At 58.1% G+C, this 18,577-nt stretch carries 18 protein-coding genes; 11 read left to right on the top strand and 7 right to left on the bottom strand.

Going from position 1 to position 18,577, the window contains the following annotated elements; genetic code table 11:
• The first annotated feature begins 129 nt into the window (after nucleotides 1-129).
• Together AC6I7Z_RS17745 and AC6I7Z_RS17740 are read left to right on the top strand one after the other, a co-directional pair.
• Entirely contained in the window at nucleotides 130-552 is a 423-nt protein-coding gene (locus tag AC6I7Z_RS17745; RefSeq protein ID WP_497815172.1) for a secondary thiamine-phosphate synthase enzyme YjbQ, read from the top strand.
• Complete coding sequence (locus AC6I7Z_RS17740; protein ID WP_497815171.1) at nucleotides 549-884, top strand: MmcQ/YjbR family DNA-binding protein; 336 nt, start codon at nucleotides 549-551, stop codon at nucleotides 882-884. Before AC6I7Z_RS17745 ends, AC6I7Z_RS17740 begins: the two co-directional genes overlap by 4 nt.
• Before the next feature lie 38 nt (nucleotides 885-922).
• Here the strand turns inward: AC6I7Z_RS17740 and AC6I7Z_RS17735 are convergent, their stop codons facing one another.
• Both AC6I7Z_RS17735 and uvrA read right to left on the bottom strand, forming a co-directional pair.
• The gene (locus tag AC6I7Z_RS17735; RefSeq protein ID WP_497815170.1) at nucleotides 923-1,987 is read right to left on the bottom strand and encodes an NAD(P)-dependent alcohol dehydrogenase; all 1,065 of its coding nucleotides are present in this window, start codon (nucleotides 1,985-1,987) and stop codon (nucleotides 923-925) included.
• A gap of 294 nt (nucleotides 1,988-2,281) precedes the next feature.
• A complete protein-coding gene (gene uvrA / locus AC6I7Z_RS17730) occupies nucleotides 2,282-5,119 on the bottom strand; it encodes an excinuclease ABC subunit UvrA (RefSeq protein ID WP_497815169.1) in 2,838 nt (945 codons plus the stop codon).
• A 226-nt stretch (nucleotides 5,120-5,345) separates the two neighbouring features.
• On the opposite strand from uvrA, the gene ssb1 reads away from it, so the two are divergent.
• The gene (ssb1, locus tag AC6I7Z_RS17725) at nucleotides 5,346-5,900 is read left to right on the top strand and encodes a single-stranded DNA-binding protein SSB1 (protein ID WP_497815168.1); all 555 of its coding nucleotides are present in this window, start codon (nucleotides 5,346-5,348) and stop codon (nucleotides 5,898-5,900) included.
• Between the two features lie 145 nt (nucleotides 5,901-6,045).
• Here ssb1 and AC6I7Z_RS17720 read toward each other — a convergent pair whose 3' ends face one another.
• Nucleotides 6,046-6,570, bottom strand: coding sequence for an isochorismatase family protein (locus AC6I7Z_RS17720; protein WP_497815167.1), 525 nt, complete (start codon nucleotides 6,568-6,570; stop codon nucleotides 6,046-6,048).
• A 126-nt stretch (nucleotides 6,571-6,696) separates the two neighbouring features.
• Between AC6I7Z_RS17720 and AC6I7Z_RS17715 the strand changes: the two genes are divergently transcribed.
• Nucleotides 6,697-7,524 carry an AraC family ligand binding domain-containing protein gene (locus tag AC6I7Z_RS17715; RefSeq protein WP_497815467.1) on the top strand — a complete coding sequence of 276 codons (828 nt, stop codon included), beginning with the start codon at nucleotides 6,697-6,699 and terminating at the stop codon, nucleotides 7,522-7,524.
• A gap of 80 nt (nucleotides 7,525-7,604) precedes the next feature.
• Nucleotides 7,605-8,564 (top strand): DMT family transporter, encoded by a 960-nt coding sequence (locus tag AC6I7Z_RS17710; RefSeq protein WP_497815166.1) that lies wholly within the window; start codon nucleotides 7,605-7,607, stop codon nucleotides 8,562-8,564.
• A 55-nt stretch (nucleotides 8,565-8,619) separates the two neighbouring features.
• On the opposite strand, the gene AC6I7Z_RS17705 is transcribed toward AC6I7Z_RS17710, so the two are convergent.
• The gene (locus AC6I7Z_RS17705; protein ID WP_497815165.1) at nucleotides 8,620-8,943 is read right to left on the bottom strand and encodes a hypothetical protein; all 324 of its coding nucleotides are present in this window, start codon (nucleotides 8,941-8,943) and stop codon (nucleotides 8,620-8,622) included.
• A gap of 545 nt (nucleotides 8,944-9,488) precedes the next feature.
• A complete protein-coding gene (locus tag AC6I7Z_RS17700) occupies nucleotides 9,489-9,884 on the bottom strand; it encodes a transposase (protein WP_048781395.1) in 396 nt (131 codons plus the stop codon).
• Between the two features lie 525 nt (nucleotides 9,885-10,409).
• Here AC6I7Z_RS17700 and AC6I7Z_RS17695 point away from each other — a divergent pair.
• Nucleotides 10,410-11,666 carry an oligosaccharide flippase family protein gene (locus AC6I7Z_RS17695; RefSeq protein WP_497815164.1) on the top strand — a complete coding sequence of 419 codons (1,257 nt, stop codon included), beginning with the start codon at nucleotides 10,410-10,412 and terminating at the stop codon, nucleotides 11,664-11,666.
• Between the two features lie 8 nt (nucleotides 11,667-11,674).
• Nucleotides 11,675-12,625, top strand: coding sequence for an ATP-grasp fold amidoligase family protein (locus AC6I7Z_RS17690; protein WP_033749165.1), 951 nt, complete (start codon nucleotides 11,675-11,677; stop codon nucleotides 12,623-12,625).
• 240 nt (nucleotides 12,626-12,865) lie between these two features.
• Here AC6I7Z_RS17690 and AC6I7Z_RS17685 read toward each other — a convergent pair whose 3' ends face one another.
• Both AC6I7Z_RS17685 and soxS read right to left on the bottom strand, forming a co-directional pair.
• On the bottom strand, nucleotides 12,866-13,147 hold the full coding sequence (locus AC6I7Z_RS17685; RefSeq protein WP_033749166.1) for a YjcB family protein: 282 nt from the start codon (nucleotides 13,145-13,147) through the stop codon (nucleotides 12,866-12,868).
• A gap of 262 nt (nucleotides 13,148-13,409) precedes the next feature.
• On the bottom strand, nucleotides 13,410-13,835 hold the full coding sequence (gene soxS, locus AC6I7Z_RS17680; protein WP_497815163.1) for a superoxide response transcriptional regulator SoxS: 426 nt from the start codon (nucleotides 13,833-13,835) through the stop codon (nucleotides 13,410-13,412).
• 83 nt (nucleotides 13,836-13,918) lie between these two features.
• On the opposite strand from soxS, the gene soxR reads away from it, so the two are divergent.
• The 4 genes from soxR (at nucleotide 13,919) to AC6I7Z_RS17660 (ending at nucleotide 18,577) form a co-directional block, all read left to right on the top strand.
• Complete coding sequence (gene soxR / locus AC6I7Z_RS17675; RefSeq protein ID WP_033749168.1) at nucleotides 13,919-14,404, top strand: redox-sensitive transcriptional activator SoxR; 486 nt, start codon at nucleotides 13,919-13,921, stop codon at nucleotides 14,402-14,404.
• Nucleotides 14,405-14,451: 47 nt separating this feature from the next.
• Nucleotides 14,452-15,117, top strand: a complete 666-nt coding sequence (locus tag AC6I7Z_RS17670) for a glutathione S-transferase family protein (RefSeq protein ID WP_497815162.1) — start codon at nucleotides 14,452-14,454, stop codon at nucleotides 15,115-15,117.
• A gap of 311 nt (nucleotides 15,118-15,428) precedes the next feature.
• A complete protein-coding gene (locus AC6I7Z_RS17665; RefSeq protein WP_497815161.1) occupies nucleotides 15,429-16,778 on the top strand; it encodes an NCS2 family permease in 1,350 nt (449 codons plus the stop codon).
• Between the two features lie 149 nt (nucleotides 16,779-16,927).
• The gene (locus tag AC6I7Z_RS17660) at nucleotides 16,928-18,577 is read left to right on the top strand and encodes a Na+/H+ antiporter (protein WP_497815160.1); all 1,650 of its coding nucleotides are present in this window, start codon (nucleotides 16,928-16,930) and stop codon (nucleotides 18,575-18,577) included.

Here is an 18,577-nt window from a genome sequence, read left to right as displayed (position 1 = left end):
TCATCCACACCCCTGGCTCGTTCCAGATGCAAACCGTCCGCTCAGGCTGACGGTTTTTTTTCGCCTTCAGGTTTACCTTTCCGCGTCTTATTGCACACTTAAACGGTGTAACCAACTCAGGAACAAGGCATGTGGCATCAACAAACGCTCACGCTCGGTGAGAAATCACGCGGTTTTCATCTGATCACTGACGAGATCGTCGGCCAAATTCCGGCGCTGGCTCAGGTGCAGACCGGCCTGCTGCACCTGCTGCTGCAGCACACCTCAGCGTCGCTGACGCTGAATGAAAACTGCGATCCCACGGTGCGCAGCGATATGGAAAACCATTTTATGCGTCAGGTTCCGGAAGCGGCGCCTTACCAGCACGACTATGAAGGCCGCGACGATATGCCGGCCCATATCAAATCCTCCACGCTGGGCGTATCGCTGCTGCTGCCGGTTCAGCGCGGCAGGCTGATGCTGGGTACCTGGCAGGGCATCTGGTTAGGGGAACACCGCATCCACGGCGGCGCGCGGCGCATTGTCGCTACTTTACAAGGGGAGTCGAAATGAATACGTCAGACCTGCTGACATACTGCATGAGCAAACCGGACGCGGAGCAGAGCGTCCACAGCGACTGGAAAGCGACGCAAATCAAAAGCGGCGGCGTGCTGTTCGCCATGGTGCATGAGGTTGATGGGCGTCCGGCGGTGTCGCTGAAAACGACGCCTGCGCTGGCGGACTTGCTGCGCGAGGAGCACAGCGACGTCTTCCCCAGCGAGCATCTTAATAAGACGCACTGGAGCACGCTGCTGCTGGACGGAACGCTGAAAGATTCGCAGATCTACTATCTGGTGGATGCCTCTTATCAGCAGGCTGGCGCGACCCGCGCGGCGGGCGCCTGAGAGAAGCGCGCGGCCTGAGGTCGCGCGCCGGGTGTCGCTTACGCCGCCGCTTCGTCGCGCAGCGTATTGATATCGATAACAAAGCGGTACTTCACGTCGCTTTTCAGCATACGCTCGTAGGCTTCGTTAATCTGATTCATCGCAATCAGTTCGATATCGGAAGTAATGCCGTGCTTGCCGCAGAAGTCGAGCATCTCCTGCGTTTCGGTGATGCCGCCGATCAGCGAGCCGGCGATGCTGCGGCGTTTCATGATCAGGTTAAATACCTGCGGCGCCGGATGATCGTGCTCCGGCGCGCCGACCAGCGTCATATTGCCGTCGCGCTTCAGCAGGGCGATAAACGGGTTGAGATCGTGCTGCGCCGCCACGGTATTCAGGATGAAATCGAAGCTGTTGGCGTGCTGCGCCATCTGATCCGCGTCTTTCGAGATCACCACTTCATCCGCGCCCAGGCGCTTGCCGTCTTCAATTTTCGACGGCGAGGTGGTGAACAGCACCACATGCGCGCCCATCGCGTGCGCAATTTTCACGCCCATATGGCCGAGGCCGCCCAGGCCGACGATACCGACTTTTTTGCCCGGCCCGACGTTCCAGTGGCGCAGCGGCGAATAGGTGGTGATGCCCGCGCACAGCAGCGGCGCGACGCCCGCCAGATCCAGATTTTCCGGCACGCGCAGCACGAAGTTCTCATCGACGACCACCGCCGTTGAGTAACCGCCGTAGGTGACGTCGCCGGTTTCGCGATCCTGGCCGTTATAGGTGCCGACGAAGCCGTCTTCGCAATACTGCTCCAGCCCTTCCTGACAGCTCGGACAGCTGCGGCAGGAGTCGACCATGCAGCCGACGCCAACCAGATCGCCGACTTTATATTTGCTGGCATGGCCGCCGACAGCGGTCACGCGGCCGACGATTTCATGTCCCGGCACGACCGGAAAAAGGGTGTTTTTCCATTCGTTGCGGGCCTGGTGCAGGTCAGAGTGACAAACGCCACAGAACATCACTTCAATCTGTACATCATGCGCGCGCAGCTCACGCGGTTTGTAATCGAACGGCGCCAGCGGGGATGTCGCGTCCTGTGCAGCATAGGCGTGCGTAATATTCATGGTGTCTCCAGGTTCGTTGTGTCGTGAATAGCGTCTTGATTTCGGCGCGCAGAGCGCCGTGATAAGAGGGCGCAGCCAGCAGGGCGCGCCAATGAGGAACGTTAAAAGGATAGTCACAGAAGACGAGCGCGACTATGCCTATACATGCCTGAATCTTGCCTGATTCTGTTTTTATCGGGGGGAATAAGCAGTAAAAAATAGGCCCGCTTGCGGCGGGCCTGAGAGGCGTTCATATAGACTAACGCGGGACGCTTTGCGCTTCGCCCTATGCCAGCCGCTTGTCGGAAATGAGCGCTAGGCGCTCTTTTTCTCCAGCAGCGGCTTCAGGAAGCGCGCGGTATGCGATTTCTCGCACTCCGCCACGGTTTCCGGCGTGCCGGCGACAAGGATCTCACCGCCGCCGCTGCCGCCTTCCGGGCCGAGATCGACAATCCAGTCCGCCGTCTTGATCACGTCAAGGTTATGCTCAATCACCACGATGGTATTGCCCTGGTTGCGCAGCTGATGCAGCACCTCCAGCAGCTGGGCGATATCGGCGAAGTGCAGGCCGGTGGTCGGCTCATCTAGAATATAGAGCGTCTGGCCGGTGCCGCGTTTCGACAGCTCGCGCGCCAGCTTGACGCGCTGCGCCTCGCCGCCGGAAAGGGTCGTCGCCGACTGGCCGAGACGAATATAGGAGAGGCCGACATCGATCAGGGTCTGCAGCTTGCGCGCCAGCGCCGGGACGGCGTCAAAGAACTCGCGCGCCTCTTCGATGGTCATCTCCAGCACTTCGTGGATGCTCTTGCCTTTGTACTTAATCTCCAGCGTCTCGCGGTTATAGCGCTTGCCTTTGCACTGGTCGCAGGGCACGTAGATATCGGGCAGGAAGTGCATCTCGACCTTCAGCACGCCGTCGCCCTGACAGGCTTCGCAGCGTCCGCCGCGCACGTTAAAGCTAAAGCGGCCCGGGTTGTAGCCGCGCGAACGCGCTTCCGGCACGCCCGCGAACAGCTCGCGCACCGGCGTAAAGATGCCGGTGTAGGTCGCCGGGTTGGAGCGCGGCGTGCGGCCGATTGGGCTCTGGTCGATATCGATCACTTTATCGAAGTGCTCAAGCCCGTTGATCTCGCGATAAGGCGCCGCTTCACCGGTGGTCGCGCCGTTCAGATGACGCTGCGCGATCGGGAACAGCGTATCGTTGATCAGCGTCGATTTACCTGAGCCGGAGACGCCGGTGATGCAGGTAAACAGGCCGACCGGCAGCGTCAGCGTCACATCTTTCAGGTTGTTGCCGCGCGCGCCGCTCAGCTTCAGCGTTTTCGCCGGATCGCCTTTCACCCGCTCTTGCGGCACCGCGATCTCGCGCTTGCCGCTGAGGAACTGGCCGGTCAGCGACTCTTCCACCGCCATGATTTCGTGCACCGTGCCTTCCGCCACGACCTGGCCGCCGTGCACGCCAGCGCCGGGGCCGATATCGATCACGTGGTCCGCCGCGCGAATGGCGTCTTCGTCATGCTCGACCACAATCACGGTGTTGCCGAGGTCGCGCAGGTGGATCAGGGTGCTGAGCAGTCGTTCATTGTCGCGCTGGTGCAGGCCGATGGAAGGCTCATCCAGCACGTACATCACGCCTACCAGGCCTGCGCCGATCTGGCTCGCCAGACGGATACGCTGCGCTTCGCCGCCGGAAAGCGTCTCTGCGGAGCGCGACATCGACAGGTAGTTCAGGCCGACGTTCACCAGGAAGCTCAGACGGTCGCCAATCTCCTTCAGCACCTTCTCCGCGATTTTGGCGCGCTGGCCGCTCAACTTCAGGTTGCGGAAGAAATCCATCGCGTGGCCGATGCTCATATCGGAGATGGTCGGCAGATTGGTGTTCTCGACAAACACGTGGCGCGCTTCGCGACGCAGGCGCGTGCCTTCGCAGCTGGCGCAGGCGCGGTTGCTGATGAACTTCGCCAGATCTTCGCGCACCGCGGTGGACTCCGTCTCTTTATAGCGGCGCTCCATATTGTGCAGCACGCCTTCGAACGGATGGCGGCGCACCGAGGTATCGCCGCGATCGTTGATGTATTTAAACTCGATATTCTCTTTGCCGGAGCCGTACAGGATCACCTGCTGCGCCTTGTCGCTCAGCGTGTTGAACGGCGCTTCGACGTCAAAATTGAGGTGCTCGGCCAGCGAGCGCAGCATCTGGAAGTAGTAAAAGTTACGACGGTCCCAGCCGCGAATGGCGCCGCCGGCCAGCGACAGCTCGCCGTTCTGCACCACGCGGTCGGGATCGAAATATTGCTGTACGCCCAGACCGTCGCAGGTCGGGCAGGCGCCCGCCGGGTTGTTGAACGAAAAGAGACGCGGCTCCAGTTCGCGCATGCTGTAGCCGCAGATCGGGCAGGCGAAATTGGCGGAGAAGAGCAGCTCTTCCGCGTGCGGGTCGTCCATGTCGGCGACGATTGCCGTGCCGCCGGAGAGCTCCAGCGTGGTTTCGAAAGACTCGGCGAGACGCGTTGCCAGATCCTCGCGCACCTTGAAGCGATCGATCACCACCTCAATAGTGTGCTTCTTCTGCAGCTCCAGCTTCGGCGGATCGGAGAGATCGCACACTTCGCCGTCGATACGCGCGCGGATGTAGCCCTGCGCCGCCAGGTTTTCCAGCGTCTTGGTATGCTCGCCCTTGCGATCTTTCACCACCGGGGCCAGCAGCATCAGGCGGCGTCCCTCATCCTGCGCCAGCACGTTGTCCACCATCTGGCTCACGGTCTGCGCCGCCAGAGGCACGTCGTGATCCGGGCAGCGCGGCTCGCCAACGCGGGCGAACAGCAGACGCAGATAGTCGTGGATCTCGGTAATGGTGCCGACCGTCGAGCGCGGGTTGTGTGAAGTGGACTTCTGCTCGATAGAGATAGCGGGCGACAGACCTTCAATATGGTCGACGTCCGGCTTCTCCATCAAGGAGAGAAACTGGCGCGCATAGGCAGAGAGCGACTCTACGTAGCGGCGCTGACCTTCCGCATAGAGCGTATCAAACGCCAGAGAGGACTTGCCGGAGCCTGACAGGCCGGTGACCACTATGAGTTTGTCGCGAGGGATGATCAGGTTGATGTTTTTCAAATTATGGGTGCGGGCACCACGAACTTCGATCTTATCCATTCACCTTTCCCGGATTAAGCAGCACGCTCTGTGTCCTTGCGACACGATTTAGCGTAAACACGATATTATGGCACAAAAAATAGACTGATTAAATATCCAGTATTTTTTGCGTTTTGGGTGTAAAATGAGCGCTTCTGCGAGACGGCTCGAAAGTGGGATCGCTTAGCAGGACGTGGTAGAATTGATGGTTTAGACTCTTAGCATTAACTCATCGGGAGAGAGCAACATGGCCAGTCGTGGCGTAAATAAAGTGATTCTTGTCGGGAATCTGGGTCAGGATCCGGAAGTGCGCTACATGCCGAATGGTGGCGCGGTTGCCAACATTACGCTGGCCACCTCGGAAAGCTGGCGTGACAAGCAGACCGGTGAAAACAAAGAGATCACCGAGTGGCACCGCGTGGTGCTGTTCGGCAAGCTGGCGGAAGTGGCTGGCGAGTATCTGCGTAAAGGTTCGCAGGTCTATATCGAAGGCCAGCTGCGCACGCGCAAATGGCAGGATCAGGGCGGCCAGGATCGTTACACCACCGAAGTCGTGGTTAACGTCGGCGGCACCATGCAGATGCTGGGCGGCCGTCAGCAGGGCGGCGCTAACGCAGGCGGCGCGCCAATGGGCGGCGGCCAGCAGAGCGGCGGCAACAACAACGGCTGGGGCCAGCCGCAGCAGCCGCAGGGCGGAAATCAGTTCAGCGGCGGCGCGCAGTCGCGTCCGCAGCCGCAGAGCGCCCCGGCGAGCAACAACAACGAACCGCCAATGGATTTCGACGACGATATCCCGTTCTGATTGTTGCGCCATCGCATCACGATCTCAGGCCCCGTTTACGCGGGGCTTTTTCTTGCGCGCTTAACCGGTTGCCAGGGCGCTATCGTCCGCAATCTATAAGCCGCAGCACAATGCCTGCGGGGAGCGATCGCCTGCCGAAATGGCGTTAATCGGCCCATCTGGTTAAAATTTCCGCCGTGCTGACGACCTGCGGCACATTTCCCGGCAGAGACAAGCCCGCCCACACCTCATTGTGTTGCCCAATCAGCTGCTCCGCGCTGGCGTAAGTGCGATCCGCCGTGGTGTGCGCATCAGCGGCGACGGTAATGCGATAGCCCAGGCCCGCGCCGACTTTAATCGTGGTATCGACGCAGTAATCGCTCGCGCAACCGCAAATCACGAAATTATCGATGTCGAGCTGAGTCAGCGCGGCGGCCAGTCCGGTTTGCCAGAAGCTGTCGCAGGCGGTTTTCGTCACGTAAAGCGAACCTGCCGGCTGGCGCAGCTCGGGCAGCAGTTCAAACGCTTCGGTGCCTGGCTGCATCTCGCCTTCGCGGTGAGTGATAAAGATTGCCCGGTCGGCTGCGTCAGTGAGCTGATTGATACGCGCTATACGCCCGGCGCGATCGAAGCGCGGCGTGGCGAACACGCCGTTTTGCATATCGACAACGACAACAACTCGCTGGGTCATCTTCTTTCTCCTTGTGAACGGTGCGCTTCAGTGTCAACCAGCCGTGGCGAAAGGGCAAAACTCTTTTGCAATTCGCCAGCCATCGCTGGCATGCTGAAAGCCTGTCTGGTTAACGAGGAGGTCGAGGTGGAGGGCGTTCCGGCTATTTTTCCCTGCGAAAAAGATCGCGCGCAGTTTCGCCAGCTTGCTGAGCTGCCAGGCGTAGAACTCTATCAGGCGCATATCACCCGCTACGCTTTTGAGCCGCATACGCATGAGGCTTTCGGCATCGGCACTATCGAATCGGGCGCGCAGCGGTTTCGCTATCGCGGCGCGCAGTACACGGCGCCGACCCATTCGCTGATAATGATGAATCCCGATGAGCTGCACACCGGCGAATCCGCCTGCGATGAGGGTTGGCGTTACCAGATGATCTACATCCAGCCAGATGAAATGGCGCAGCTTACCGGCGACCGCGGCTGGTGGTTCAGCGAAGCGCTGCGCACCGACTCGCATCTGGCGCTGCCGCTCTCGCAGACGCTGTCGGCGCTGTGGCTGGCCGACAGCCCGCTGGCGCGGCAAAGCCTGCTGGGCGACGTGCTGGCGCAGCTGCGGCCGCTGGCGCGCATGGCGCAGAAAGGGAAAGAAGAGGGGCGGCACCGCTTCGACCAGGTGCGCGATTACCTGCGCGACAATCTTGCCGAGTCGGTGAGGCTGGAAGAGCTGGCTTCACTGGCGGGGCTCTCGCCGTGGCATTTTCTGCGCGCCTTCCGCGCCCACTTTCACGTTACGCCGCATCAGATGCTGATGGCCTATCGGCTATACGAAGCCAAGCTGCTGCTGGCGCGTGGACTGTCGGCCGCCAGCGTGGCGGCGAGCGTCGGCCTGAGCGACCAGGCGCATCTTACCCGCGCCTTCGCCCAGCGTTACGGCATTACGCCGGTGCGCTATCAAAAACAGGTGCGCGGCGCCTGAGACGCACCGCAATCTGCTACAAGATTTCCCCCTGCTTTTTCCGCCACACTTCCTTACGCACTTTAATAAAGGAAGAGACGATGTTAGCTGGCGTGTTGTTTGCCCTTGCCGCAGGGCTGATGTGGGGACTGATTTTCGTTGGGCCGCTGCTGGTGCCGGACTATCCCGGCGCGCTGCAGTCTGCCGGACGCTATGTCGCGTTTGGACTGATCGCGCTGCCGCTCGCCTGGCTGGATCGCCGTCGCCTGCGCAAGCTGCTGCCGGCTGACTGGCGCGAGGCGCTAAAGCTGTCGCTGGTGGGCAACCTCCTTTATTACACTTTTCTCGCCAGCGCGATCCAGCGCACCGGCGCGCCGGTATCCACCATGATTATCGGCACGCTGCCGGTGGTGATGGCGATTACCGCCAACCTCTGTTACGGCCATCTTGAAGGACGCCTGGCCTGGCGTCGGCTGGCGCCTGCGCTGCTGGCGATCGGCGCCGGTCTGGCGTGCGTTAATATCGCCGAACTGCGCGGGCAAGAGGGCGAATGGGATTTAACACGCTACCTGAGCGGCATCGCGCTGGCGGTGCTGGCAGTCGCATGCTGGACCTGGTATCCGCTGCGCAACGCGCGCTGGCTGCGCACCCATCCGCAGCATAAGCCATCCACCTGGGCGACGGCGCAGGGGATCGTGACGCTGCCGCTGGCGCTGGTGATGTATGCGCTGGTAAGCGCCCAGCTGGCGTGGCAGCAGCCGGGCTTCGCGCTGCCGTTTGGCCCGCAGCCGCAGCGTTTTCTGCCGCTGATGCTGATGATTGGCCTGCTCTGCTCCTGGCTCGGCACCCTGTGCTGGAATGCCGCCAGCCAGCGCCTGCCGACGGTTTTTATGGGGCCGCTTATCGTATTCGAAACGCTGTCCGGCCTGCTGTGGACCTTTCTCTGGCGACAAAGCTGGCCGCCGCTGCTGACGCTGACCGGTATTCTCTGCCTGATCTTCGGCGTGCTCTGGGCGATGCGCATCAAGCCTGAGCCGCTGCTGACCTCGATTGAGCATTAATTCCTCCGGCCAGCACCTTAATTAACAGGCGCTGACCTGCTGATTTCACACCGTTTTAAGAATAATACGCAGAGCGGAGCGGCAAAATTTGCCGCTCTTTTGCTATTAAATCGCTAAAGGCGGCGTGAGAAGCGTAATAAAAAGCGATCGCGATCGCATTTTTTCCTCTCTTTAACCGGCGCTTAACTTCTTTCACAGACCGCAAATAGCTCTTCAGACGGCTGATATTCCCTCCCAGACAGGCTTTAGGGTCTGGACAATGGCGATCAATTCGCCATTTTGCTGCATATTTATCGTCTGCCGGTGCGTTTTTATTGGCATTTGGCCCTGAGAATAGCGTCTGATAAACCACCTTTTTTTCCAGAAAGGAGCTGGCCATTAAGAATAATTCCCAATGAGAAAATTTACGAAACTTTAGCTTTGGCGATCTTTATGCTGAATATTCTTATATGAGTTCGCACCCGAATAAGGAAAGCGATAAGCATTGATAAACCTTTCAGCCAGGAAAATTCCTGGCACTTTTTTACCGCTCCGCTTATTTAAGGTTGGTTAAATATTCTCCACTGGATGTAATCTTAGTGCCAGCCTATGTTGAAGTAAAAATGACTTATCTTAGAAAAGCTGTTCAGCGCGGCTTAATGAAAGGAGAGCGTTTTAGCACCGTGTATTAACATGCCTGATGTAAAGCAGAAAGCACCAATCTCATCGAAATGAGATTGGGCGAGAGGAGAAGTAGCGAGAAATGCGAGACTTTTGCTGGTGCTTATCAATATTACCGCAAAAAATGAAAATCGATCCGGCGGCAAACCCATCAGGAATGCATGGAGCGAAAATTAAAGCCACGAATGGTATCTTAAAGTGTCATCATCTCTTCTGGTAAGAACAATCTCAGCGCTAAGTCAGTTTAGGGCAGTATTATTGGTTTTATCGATTTTCCGAGCCTGACGGATAGTGATAAACGCTGCGGCTAATATCGAGCAGGCGGCAGCTGCGGCGCGTGCCGATGTCGAACGTGCTCTGCAAGAAGTTGACCGCCTGACGCTTCTCGTTGGTAGTAAAGAAGTTCTTCAATACGCTTTGCAGCATCTCCTTATCTGAGTTGAGCGTTTGCAGCTCACGGGTAAGTGTTTGTAGTTTGTCTTCTAACTCTTTGATTTTCCTTCCTTCCTCCGAAGAGAGGCCGGAGAATTTCTTTTTCCAGCTATAGAAGGTGGCCTCAGAGATCCCCAGCTCGTCACAAATCTCCCTGACTTTAACCCCTGATTCAGAAGCTTTAATGGCATTTGTGATTTGCTCTTCGCTATATCGTGACTTTCTCATAAATGCTCTTACCTTTCTTATCGATTAATGGATGAGATGTACTGTATTAATATCTGGCACTGTAAATAAACTATTAATGCAGTATTAAAGTGCGCGATTAGAATTGCGTGGGTTAAATTAAGATATTTAGAATAAATATCATCATGGGATAAATCTTATTTTATTCTTATCGGATGGGCGCACCTTCCTGGCCGGGGATTTTTGTTATAGATTCTTCCCATCCCAAATACGAAAAATTTCTACGTACATTTGATATTTAGCATAACGTGCTTGCTAAATTCGCAGGGAAATGGCTTGCGAATGGGTTCTGTTTTCACCGTGAAATCGATTCCAGTTTTGCCATTCTGAGCCAAATTTAATCAGAATTATCCTGAAAATATTCACCGAATCGTGTTCTGATTCTCATTTTTCGGACCAGCCTGGTTTGAAATCTTTAAATAACGCCAGGCCCACTGAGCGCTTGTTAATTCGTTACAGGGACGTTGTACCGAAGCGGTTGAAGTAAGTAATGCAAAGGATGAGTCAATGAAATTAAGCGTAATGTCTAATGCCGCCTGGATGATGTCTGAGAAGATCGTCTCGGTTTTTGGCGTCATATTTGTGACCTCCTACGTGGCGAAATCATTCGGGCCAACCGTATTTGGCCAGATGGCGTTTTCTACCTCTTTATTTTCAATGGTCCAGACCGTCGCCATCTTCGGTACCGAAACTATCTTGTTTAAGCGGATCAGCAAAAGCGCGCCGAAAGGGCTGCGCCTGATGAACGTGGCGCGCACGCTGCGCATGATTTTGCTGTTGGTCACCGCGGCGCCGGTGCTGGCATGGGTATGGTTCACCATGCCGGAGAATTTTCTGGCGTTCACGCTGGCGTCGTTCGTCGCCTCGGTATTCGTGACGCAGGACACCTTCAGCGTCTACAACAACGCGCGCCTCGCCTCCCGGCTCAATACCGTTGCCAACTCGCTCGGCATGCTGCTGAGCTTTACCATCAGCTTTGTTATCGCCTGGCTGCGCCTGAATCCGGCATGGCTGACGCTCTCTATCGTGGCCGTGACGCTGGTGCCTTACGTTATCAAGCGATACAACTTTTACCGCGAAACGCAGGATATTGCTCCGCCGCAGGAGAAACGCAGCGCCTATCTGCGCTATCTGATGTACGCCGGTCTGCCGCTGGCGATCTCCAGCATTTTTATTTCAGTGCAGGTTAAAGCTGCGCAGATGTTTTTGGCCGGCATTGCGTCGGCAAGCGATCTCGGGCTGTTTGCGGCGGCCAACACTATCGCGGCTTCGTGGATTTTTATCCCCGTGGCGCTCATAACTTCATGCTTCACTGAAATCTTCAGGGAACGCGGCGAAGTGGCTATTAAGCTGGCAGCGCGGCTTAACGGCTATGTCATGGGAGTTTCACTGATGATGTTGCTGGTCATCGCGCTGTTCGGCGAGAAAATCATCATCGCTTTGTACGGTTCAGAATACACACAGTCAGGAAGTCTCATTACGTTGTTGTCAATGGCGACCTGTTTCTCCGCTATGGGCACCGTAGCCTACCGCTACATGGTAAAAGAGGGTGGTTTCAACTATCTGTTGAAGAAAATCATCTGCCTGATGGTCATCAGCCTGCCGCTTTCATGGTGGCTGATCCAGGGCTACGGCATTATGGGCGCCGCATGGAGCGTCTTCGTGTCGGAACTCTTGTCGCTTACCGTAATGAATTACTTCTTCAAAAACGGCGTCATTCAAAGAATTCAGGTTTCCTCACTCAACTACAAAACCTACAAATGAGGTCAGATATGTTTAAGTTGAAAGATGAACTCAGAAGAAGTGTGCAGTACTTCATTAAGAAGATGCCCTGGGCATACCAGGACCGCATTTACTACTTCCACAAGTTCAAAAAATTGCCCAATTTGCGTCAACCCAAGGTCTTCAACGAAAAGGTGCTGTACCGCAAGTTCGTCTATGGCGACTACCAGATTTACGGCCGCCTTTCGGATAAGTATTCGGTGCGCGACTATATCGCCGAGAAAATTGGCAACGAGTATCTGATTCCGCTGGTGCATGAGTCGACCGATCCGGCATCGTTGAACAGCCTGCAGTGCTGGAAGGGCACGGTGATCAAGCCGAATCACGCGTCCAACATGGTAGAGATCCTGCTGGAAGAGCCGGACGCGCTGCGCAAGCAGCAGATTATCAACAGCTGCTATAAGTGGCTGAAGACCGACTTCGCCAACGAGGCGCGCGAGATCCACTATCGCTATATCAAGCCGCGTATTCTGGTTGAAAAGTATATCGGCGACGGCAAAACGGCGCCGATCGATTACAAATTCCATATGTTCAACAAGCGCGACGGCCGCTTTGAATATGTGCTGCAGGTGATCTACAACCGCTGCCAGCCGCAGCTGTCGATGAATTTTTACGTTAACAATCTGACCGAAGCGTTCCACAAGATTCGCGATACCGGGCTGGATGTGACGAAAATCGCCGACTCGCTGCAGCACGCGCTCGATCTGAGCAAGAAGCTGGCGAGCGATTTCGACTATGTGCGCGTGGACTGGTATATCCATGAAGGCCGCATCTATTTCGGCGAGCTGACCTTTACGCCGGGCGCAGGTCTGGTGACAGGGCTGGATCGCGGACTTAACCAGATGATGGGAGATATGTGGATTCAGGATCGCCGCGGCACGCAGATACCGGGCGTTTCGGTGCAGGACGTCAATATCCCTGCGCTGTTGAAGAAAGTTTGAGTCACACAGCAAAATAAAAAACCCCGCGCTGCGGGGTTTTTTATTACAGACGGCTAACGAAGCCAAAACGAAGCTGGCATGGGCCGAAGAGCAAAGCGTCCCGCGCCATGGAAGGCGCGGGCCGAGCGAGCATGGATGCGTTAAGCGACTTTGCGATCGGGCCATGCCAGCTTCGTCAGCTCTGTGTAACCTCAGCAAAATAAAAAACCCCGCTATGCGGGGTTTTTTATTGGCTAACGGTTAAGGCATCGGCCAGTCGGGCGGGGTCTGGCTCATCACCTGAATAAAAGTATCTTTGGTCACCAGCATAAAGTGATGCACATTTTCCATGCTCAGCGAGATACCCAGCAGCCCCATCACGAACCAGCAGGTCATCCCGAGACCGACGCCGCCGCACATAAACGCCATCACGTGATGGCTGCTCTGGCGGAATTTAATTTTAAGAGTGCTGGCAAAAAACATCATGATTGCGCTGAGCAGTTCCCAACGCATGACAATCAAGCTGGTGGTTATGGTCGCCATCGACTTAAGCCTCTGAATCTGAGTGATTATCCCTGACGGTTACCGGACATCACTGGCGACGAAAAGCGTGGTCAGGGAAAGGCTTTTCGCCGTCATAAGGGGTGTAATATGTGAGCTGGGTCACATTATATCACTGGATTTGATTTTTTGAACAAAATTTGTACCTGGTATGGTAGAAATTTTTTTATCGAAATGTTGGCCGAAAAATCAGGGCATTAGGCGAGGAAGTCGGGAAGGTGCGCCCGCTAAGGGCGCCTTTTGCTTAGCGAACGGGGCAGCATTCGCCGGTGGTGCGCTGGGTATAGCTTGCCGCCGTTTCGCTGCAGTCGAAGCTCAGCATACGCGGACGCTGAGTCGCCTGGCGACGCATAAAGTGGCGATAGGCGGTCGGCGTCTGCGAAAACTGACGGCGGAAGACGCGGGAAAAGGTCTGCTGCGAGTCATAGCCGTACTGCATCGCGATATCAAATACCGGACGCTGCGTCTGGCGCAGCGCTTCCGCCGCCAGCGTCAGGCGACGTTCGCGAATGTAGCCGCCTAGCGTCTGTTTCGTCACGGTGCGGAACATACGCTGCAGGTGCCATTTTGAATAGCCGGACCTGGCCGCCACTTCATCAATCGACAGCGTCTTATCCAGGTTTTGGTCGATCCAGCGCGTCAGGGAGTGAATGATCTCTTCTTGCATCATAATCTCGTCCTTTAGTCCTGAGGGATTCGTTATTTGACGGAGGCGAGTATAATTCCTCAAGTTAACTTGAGGTAAAGAGCCAGATGAAAAAAGATCGCAACTACCCGAAACCGGTTTTGACGCCGGGCGAAGTCGCGCGCCGCAGCGGCGTGGCGGTCTCCGCGCTGCACTTTTATGAGAGCAAAGGGCTCATCTCCAGCACGCGCAACGGCGGCAATCAGCGCCGCTACAGCCGCGACGTGCTGCGGCGCGTCGCCATTATCAAAATCGCCCAGCGCATCGGCATCCCGCTCGCCACCGTCAGCGACAGCCTGATGCATATTCCCGCCAACAAGCGCATGTCGACCCACGAGTGGGACGCCCTGACCCAGCACTGGCGCGAGGAGCTGGATAAGCGCATTGAAACCCTGACGCGCCTGCGCAACGACCTCGACGGCTGCATCGGCTGCGGCTGCCTGTCGATGCGCGACTGTCCGCTGCGCAACCCCGGCGACCGGCTGGCGCAGCAGGGCTCCGGCGCGGTGCTGCTCGATCCCGAACAGGATGATAAAGGCGAGCCGCCGCGCTAAAGAGGATGAGCGCTATACTTGCCTGAGGTTCATAACAGGAATTGACTATGATTACCGTCCACCATCTTGAGCAGTCGCGCTCGCACCGCGTGCTGTGGCTGCTGGAAGAGCTGGAAGTGCCTTACCAAATCAAACGCTATCAGCGCGAGGCGTCGATGCTGGCGCCGGACGCGCTGAAAAAGGTTCATCCGCTCGGCAAGTCGCCGGTGATTACCGACGGCAACCAGGTGGTGGCTGAATCGGGCGCCATCCTTTCTTATCTCGAAGGCAAATATGACCGCGAACAGCGACTTACCTCTCTCGACGAGCAGGCGCGTCTGCAGGCGAACTACTGGCTGCACTACGCCGAAGGGTCGCTGATGCCGCTGCTGGTGATGAAGCTGGTCTTTGGCCGCCTCGGCAAGGCGCCGGTACCCTGGCTGCTGCGTCCGGCGGGCGCGGCGCTGGGCAAGGGCATGCAGAAGGCCTGGCTCGACAAGCAGCTGGTGCCGCATCGCCAGATGATCGAGCAGCATCTGGCCGCTCAGCCCTGGTTCGCCGGCAAGCGCTTCAGCATTGCCGATATCCAGATGAGTTTTCCTCTGCTGGCGCTGCGGTCGCGCGGCGGCCTGGAGGATATGCCCGCCACGGCGGCGTGGCTGAATACCGTACAGCAGCGCGCCGCCTGGCAGCGCGCCATTCAGCAGGGCGGCGAGGTGCTGCCGGGCGGCTGAGCGCCCCAAAAAATCTGAGACATCAAAGAGTAACGCGGCGGCGGCCCAGGCGCCGATGCCGCACAAGCCTTCAGAAACGCCGGTAAGCGCTCTTCTTTATCCTGAATTAAGGCGAGGAAGCAGTTGAAAATCTGCTGCCAAACGCCGGATAATCCCTTGCCTTTTATCTGTCCGCATAGCGGAGAGTTATCCGCCGCGAAGTAAACGTTTGCCTGCCGCCTGGCGCGCCATTGCGTCGGGTCGATAACCAGGGATTTTGCAGGCAGCGACGCAGGGCGTTTCACACAACAAAAAATTCTTGAGGCTCAACTATGTCATACGAATCACGCTCGTCCGCTGGCAAGCTGGACGCCTGGTTCTCTGTTTCTGCACGCGGCAGCAGCGTCCGGCAGGAAATTCTGGCGGGACTGACCACCTTCCTGGCGATGGTCTACTCGGTCATTGTGGTGCCTGGCATGCTGGGCAAGGCGGGCTTTTCGCCGACGGCGGTCTTCGTCGCCACCTGTCTGGTCGCCAGCGTCGGCTCTATCGTGATGGGGCTGTGGGCCAACCTGCCGATGGCCATCGGCTGCGCTATCTCGCTTACCGCCTTTACCGCCTTTAGCCTGGTGCTCGGCCAGCATATCAGCGTGCCGGTGGCGCTCGGCGCGGTATTCCTGATGGGGCTGCTGTTCACCGTTATCTCCGTGACCGGCATCCGCGCCTGGATCTTGCGCAATCTGCCGATGGGCGTGGCGCACGGCACCGGCGTGGGTATCGGCCTGTTTCTGCTGCTGATCGCCGCCGACGGTATCGGGCTGGTGGTGAAGAACCCCGCGGCCGGCATGCCGGTGGCGCTGGGCCACTTCACCTCGTTCCCGGTAATGATGTCGCTGCTGGGACTGGCGGCGATCGTCGGGCTGGAGAAGCGCCGGGTGCCGGGCGGCATTCTGCTCACCATTATCGCCATCTCGATTCTCGGGCTGATCTTCGATCCGGCAGTGAAGTTTCAGGGACTGTTCGCCATGCCCAGCCTGCGCGACAGCCAGGGCGAGTCGCTGCTGTTCAGCCTGGATATTATGGGCGCGCTACAGCCGGTGGTGCTGCCGAGCGTGCTGGCGCTGGTGATGACGGCGGTGTTCGACGCCACCGGCACTATCCGCGCGGTAGCGGGACAGGCGAACCTGCTGGATGAGAAGGGCCAGATCATCAACGGCGGACGCGCCCTGACCACCGACTCGGTCAGCAGCCTGTTCGCCGGCCTGGTCGGCGCGTCGCCTGCGGCGGTCTATATCGAATCCGCGGCCGGCACGGCGGCGGGCGGCAAGACCGGCCTGACGGCGATTGTGGTCGGCCTGCTGTTCCTGGCGATTCTGTTTATGTCGCCGCTCGCCTATCTGGTGCCCACCTACGCCACCGCGCCCGCGCTGATGTATGTCGGCCTGCTGATGCTGAGCAACGTCGCGAAAATCGACTTCGGCGACTTCGTCGATGCGATGTCCGGCCTGGTGACCGCGGTCTTTATCGTACTCACCTGCAATATCGTTACCGGCATCATGCTCGGTTTCGCCACGCTGGTGGTGGGGCGCCTGTTCGCCGGCGAGTGGCGCAGGCTGAACGTCGGCACGGTAGTGATTGCCGCCGCGCTGGTGATTTTTTACGCAGGCGGCTGGGCGATCTAGCAGTAAAAACGGGCGAGCGCCGTCTCGCCCGGAATGTTCTCCTGATTTTTCGCTGCGCCGCACGCGTGACGTGTCATTCTCTGCGCACTTTGCTTTACACTTTAGCGCTCACAACATTTTTCTGACTTTACGATTCGCCTAAGGAAAGCATGGAAATCTTCTTCACTATTCTCATTATGACGCTGGTGGTGTCGCTCTCCGGGGTGGCCGCGCGCATCTTGCCGTTCCAGATCCCGCTGCCGCTGGTGCAGATCCTCGCCGGCGCGCTGCTCGCCTGGCCGACCTTCGGCCTGCATGTCGATTTCGATCCGGAACTCTTCCTGGTGCTGTTTATTCCGCCGCTGCTGTTTGCCGACGGCTGGAAGACGCCGATCAGCGAGTTCCTGCATCATGGCCGGGAAATTATCGGCCTGGCGCTGGTGCTGGTGCTGATTACCGTGGTCGGCATCGGCTACCTTATCTACTGGATGGTGCCGGGTATCCCGCTGATCCCCGCCTTTGCGCTGGCGGCGGTGCTGTCGCCGACGGACGCCGTGGCGCTCTCCGGCATCGTCGGCGAGGGACGCATTCCGAAGAAAATCATGTCGATTGTGCAGGGCGAGGCGCTGATGAATGACGCCTCCGGCCTGGTCTCGCTGAAGTTCGCCGTTGCGGTGGCGATGGGCACCATGGTGTTTACCTGGGGCGGCGCCAGCGTCGAGTTTCTCAAAGTCGCGATCGGCGGCCTGATTGCGGGCGTGGCGGTCTGCTGGCTCTATGGTAAATCGCTGCGCCTGCTGAGCCGCTGGAGTGGCGACGATCCGGCGACGCAAACCGTGCTGCTGCTGCTGCTGCCGTTCGCCTCCTACCTGATTGCCGAACATCTCGGCGTCTCCGGCATCCTGGCGGCGGTCGCAGCGGGCATGACCATTACCCGCTCCGGCATTATCCGTCAGGCGCCGCTGGCGATGCGCCTGCGCGCCAACAGCGTCTGGCAGATGCTGGAATTCGTGTTTAACGGCATGGTGTTCCTGATGCTCGGCCTGCAGCTGCCGGATATTATCGGCACCTCCATTGACGCCGCCAACGCCGATCCCAACGTCGAGCTTTGGATGCTGTTCACCGACATTATCCTGGTCTACGGCGCGCTGATGGCGGTGCGCTTCGGCTGGCTCTGGATCATGCAGCGTCTCAGCAAGCGCGTGCTGAAGAAGAAGCCGATGGAGTTCGCCAACTATTCGCTGCGTGAACTGCTGATCGCCACCTTTGCCGGCGTGCGCGGCGCCATTACCCTGGCGGGCGTGCTCTCTATCCCGCTGTTCCTGACCTCCGGCGAGCCGTTTCCGGCGCGCTATGAGCTGGTGTTTATCGCGACCGGCGTGATCCTGTTTTCGCTGCTGGTGGGCGTGGTGCTGCTGCCGCTGCTGCTGCGCGGCGTGGACGGCATCGATAAAGCCGGACACCGCCGCGAGCTGCAAAACGCCCGCGCGGTGATGGCGAGCGTGGCGATCGAAAGCCTGCATAAAATGGAAGAGCGGCTGGAGAACAGCAGCGAAGAGAATATCGATCCTGAGCTGCTTAAAGAGGTCAGCCTGCGCGTTATCGGCAATCTGCGCCGCCGCGCCGACGGCAAAAGCGATCTGGAGCAGGCGCTGTTTGCCGAGAATCTGGAGCGTCGCTTCCGCCTGACCGCGCTGCGCGCCGAGCGCGCCGAGGTCTATCACCTGCGCGCCACCCAGCAGATCTCCGATGAGAGCATGCAGCGGCTGCTGCGCGATCTCGACCTGCTGGAAGCGCTGCTGATCGAGAAAGAAGAGTAA

The organism is Pantoea sp. X-Soil-MYKO-1289, from assembly GCF_059730625.1.
The sequence above is the reverse complement of the archived record's forward strand: the minus strand, read 5'-3'. Positions and strand labels throughout refer to the sequence as shown.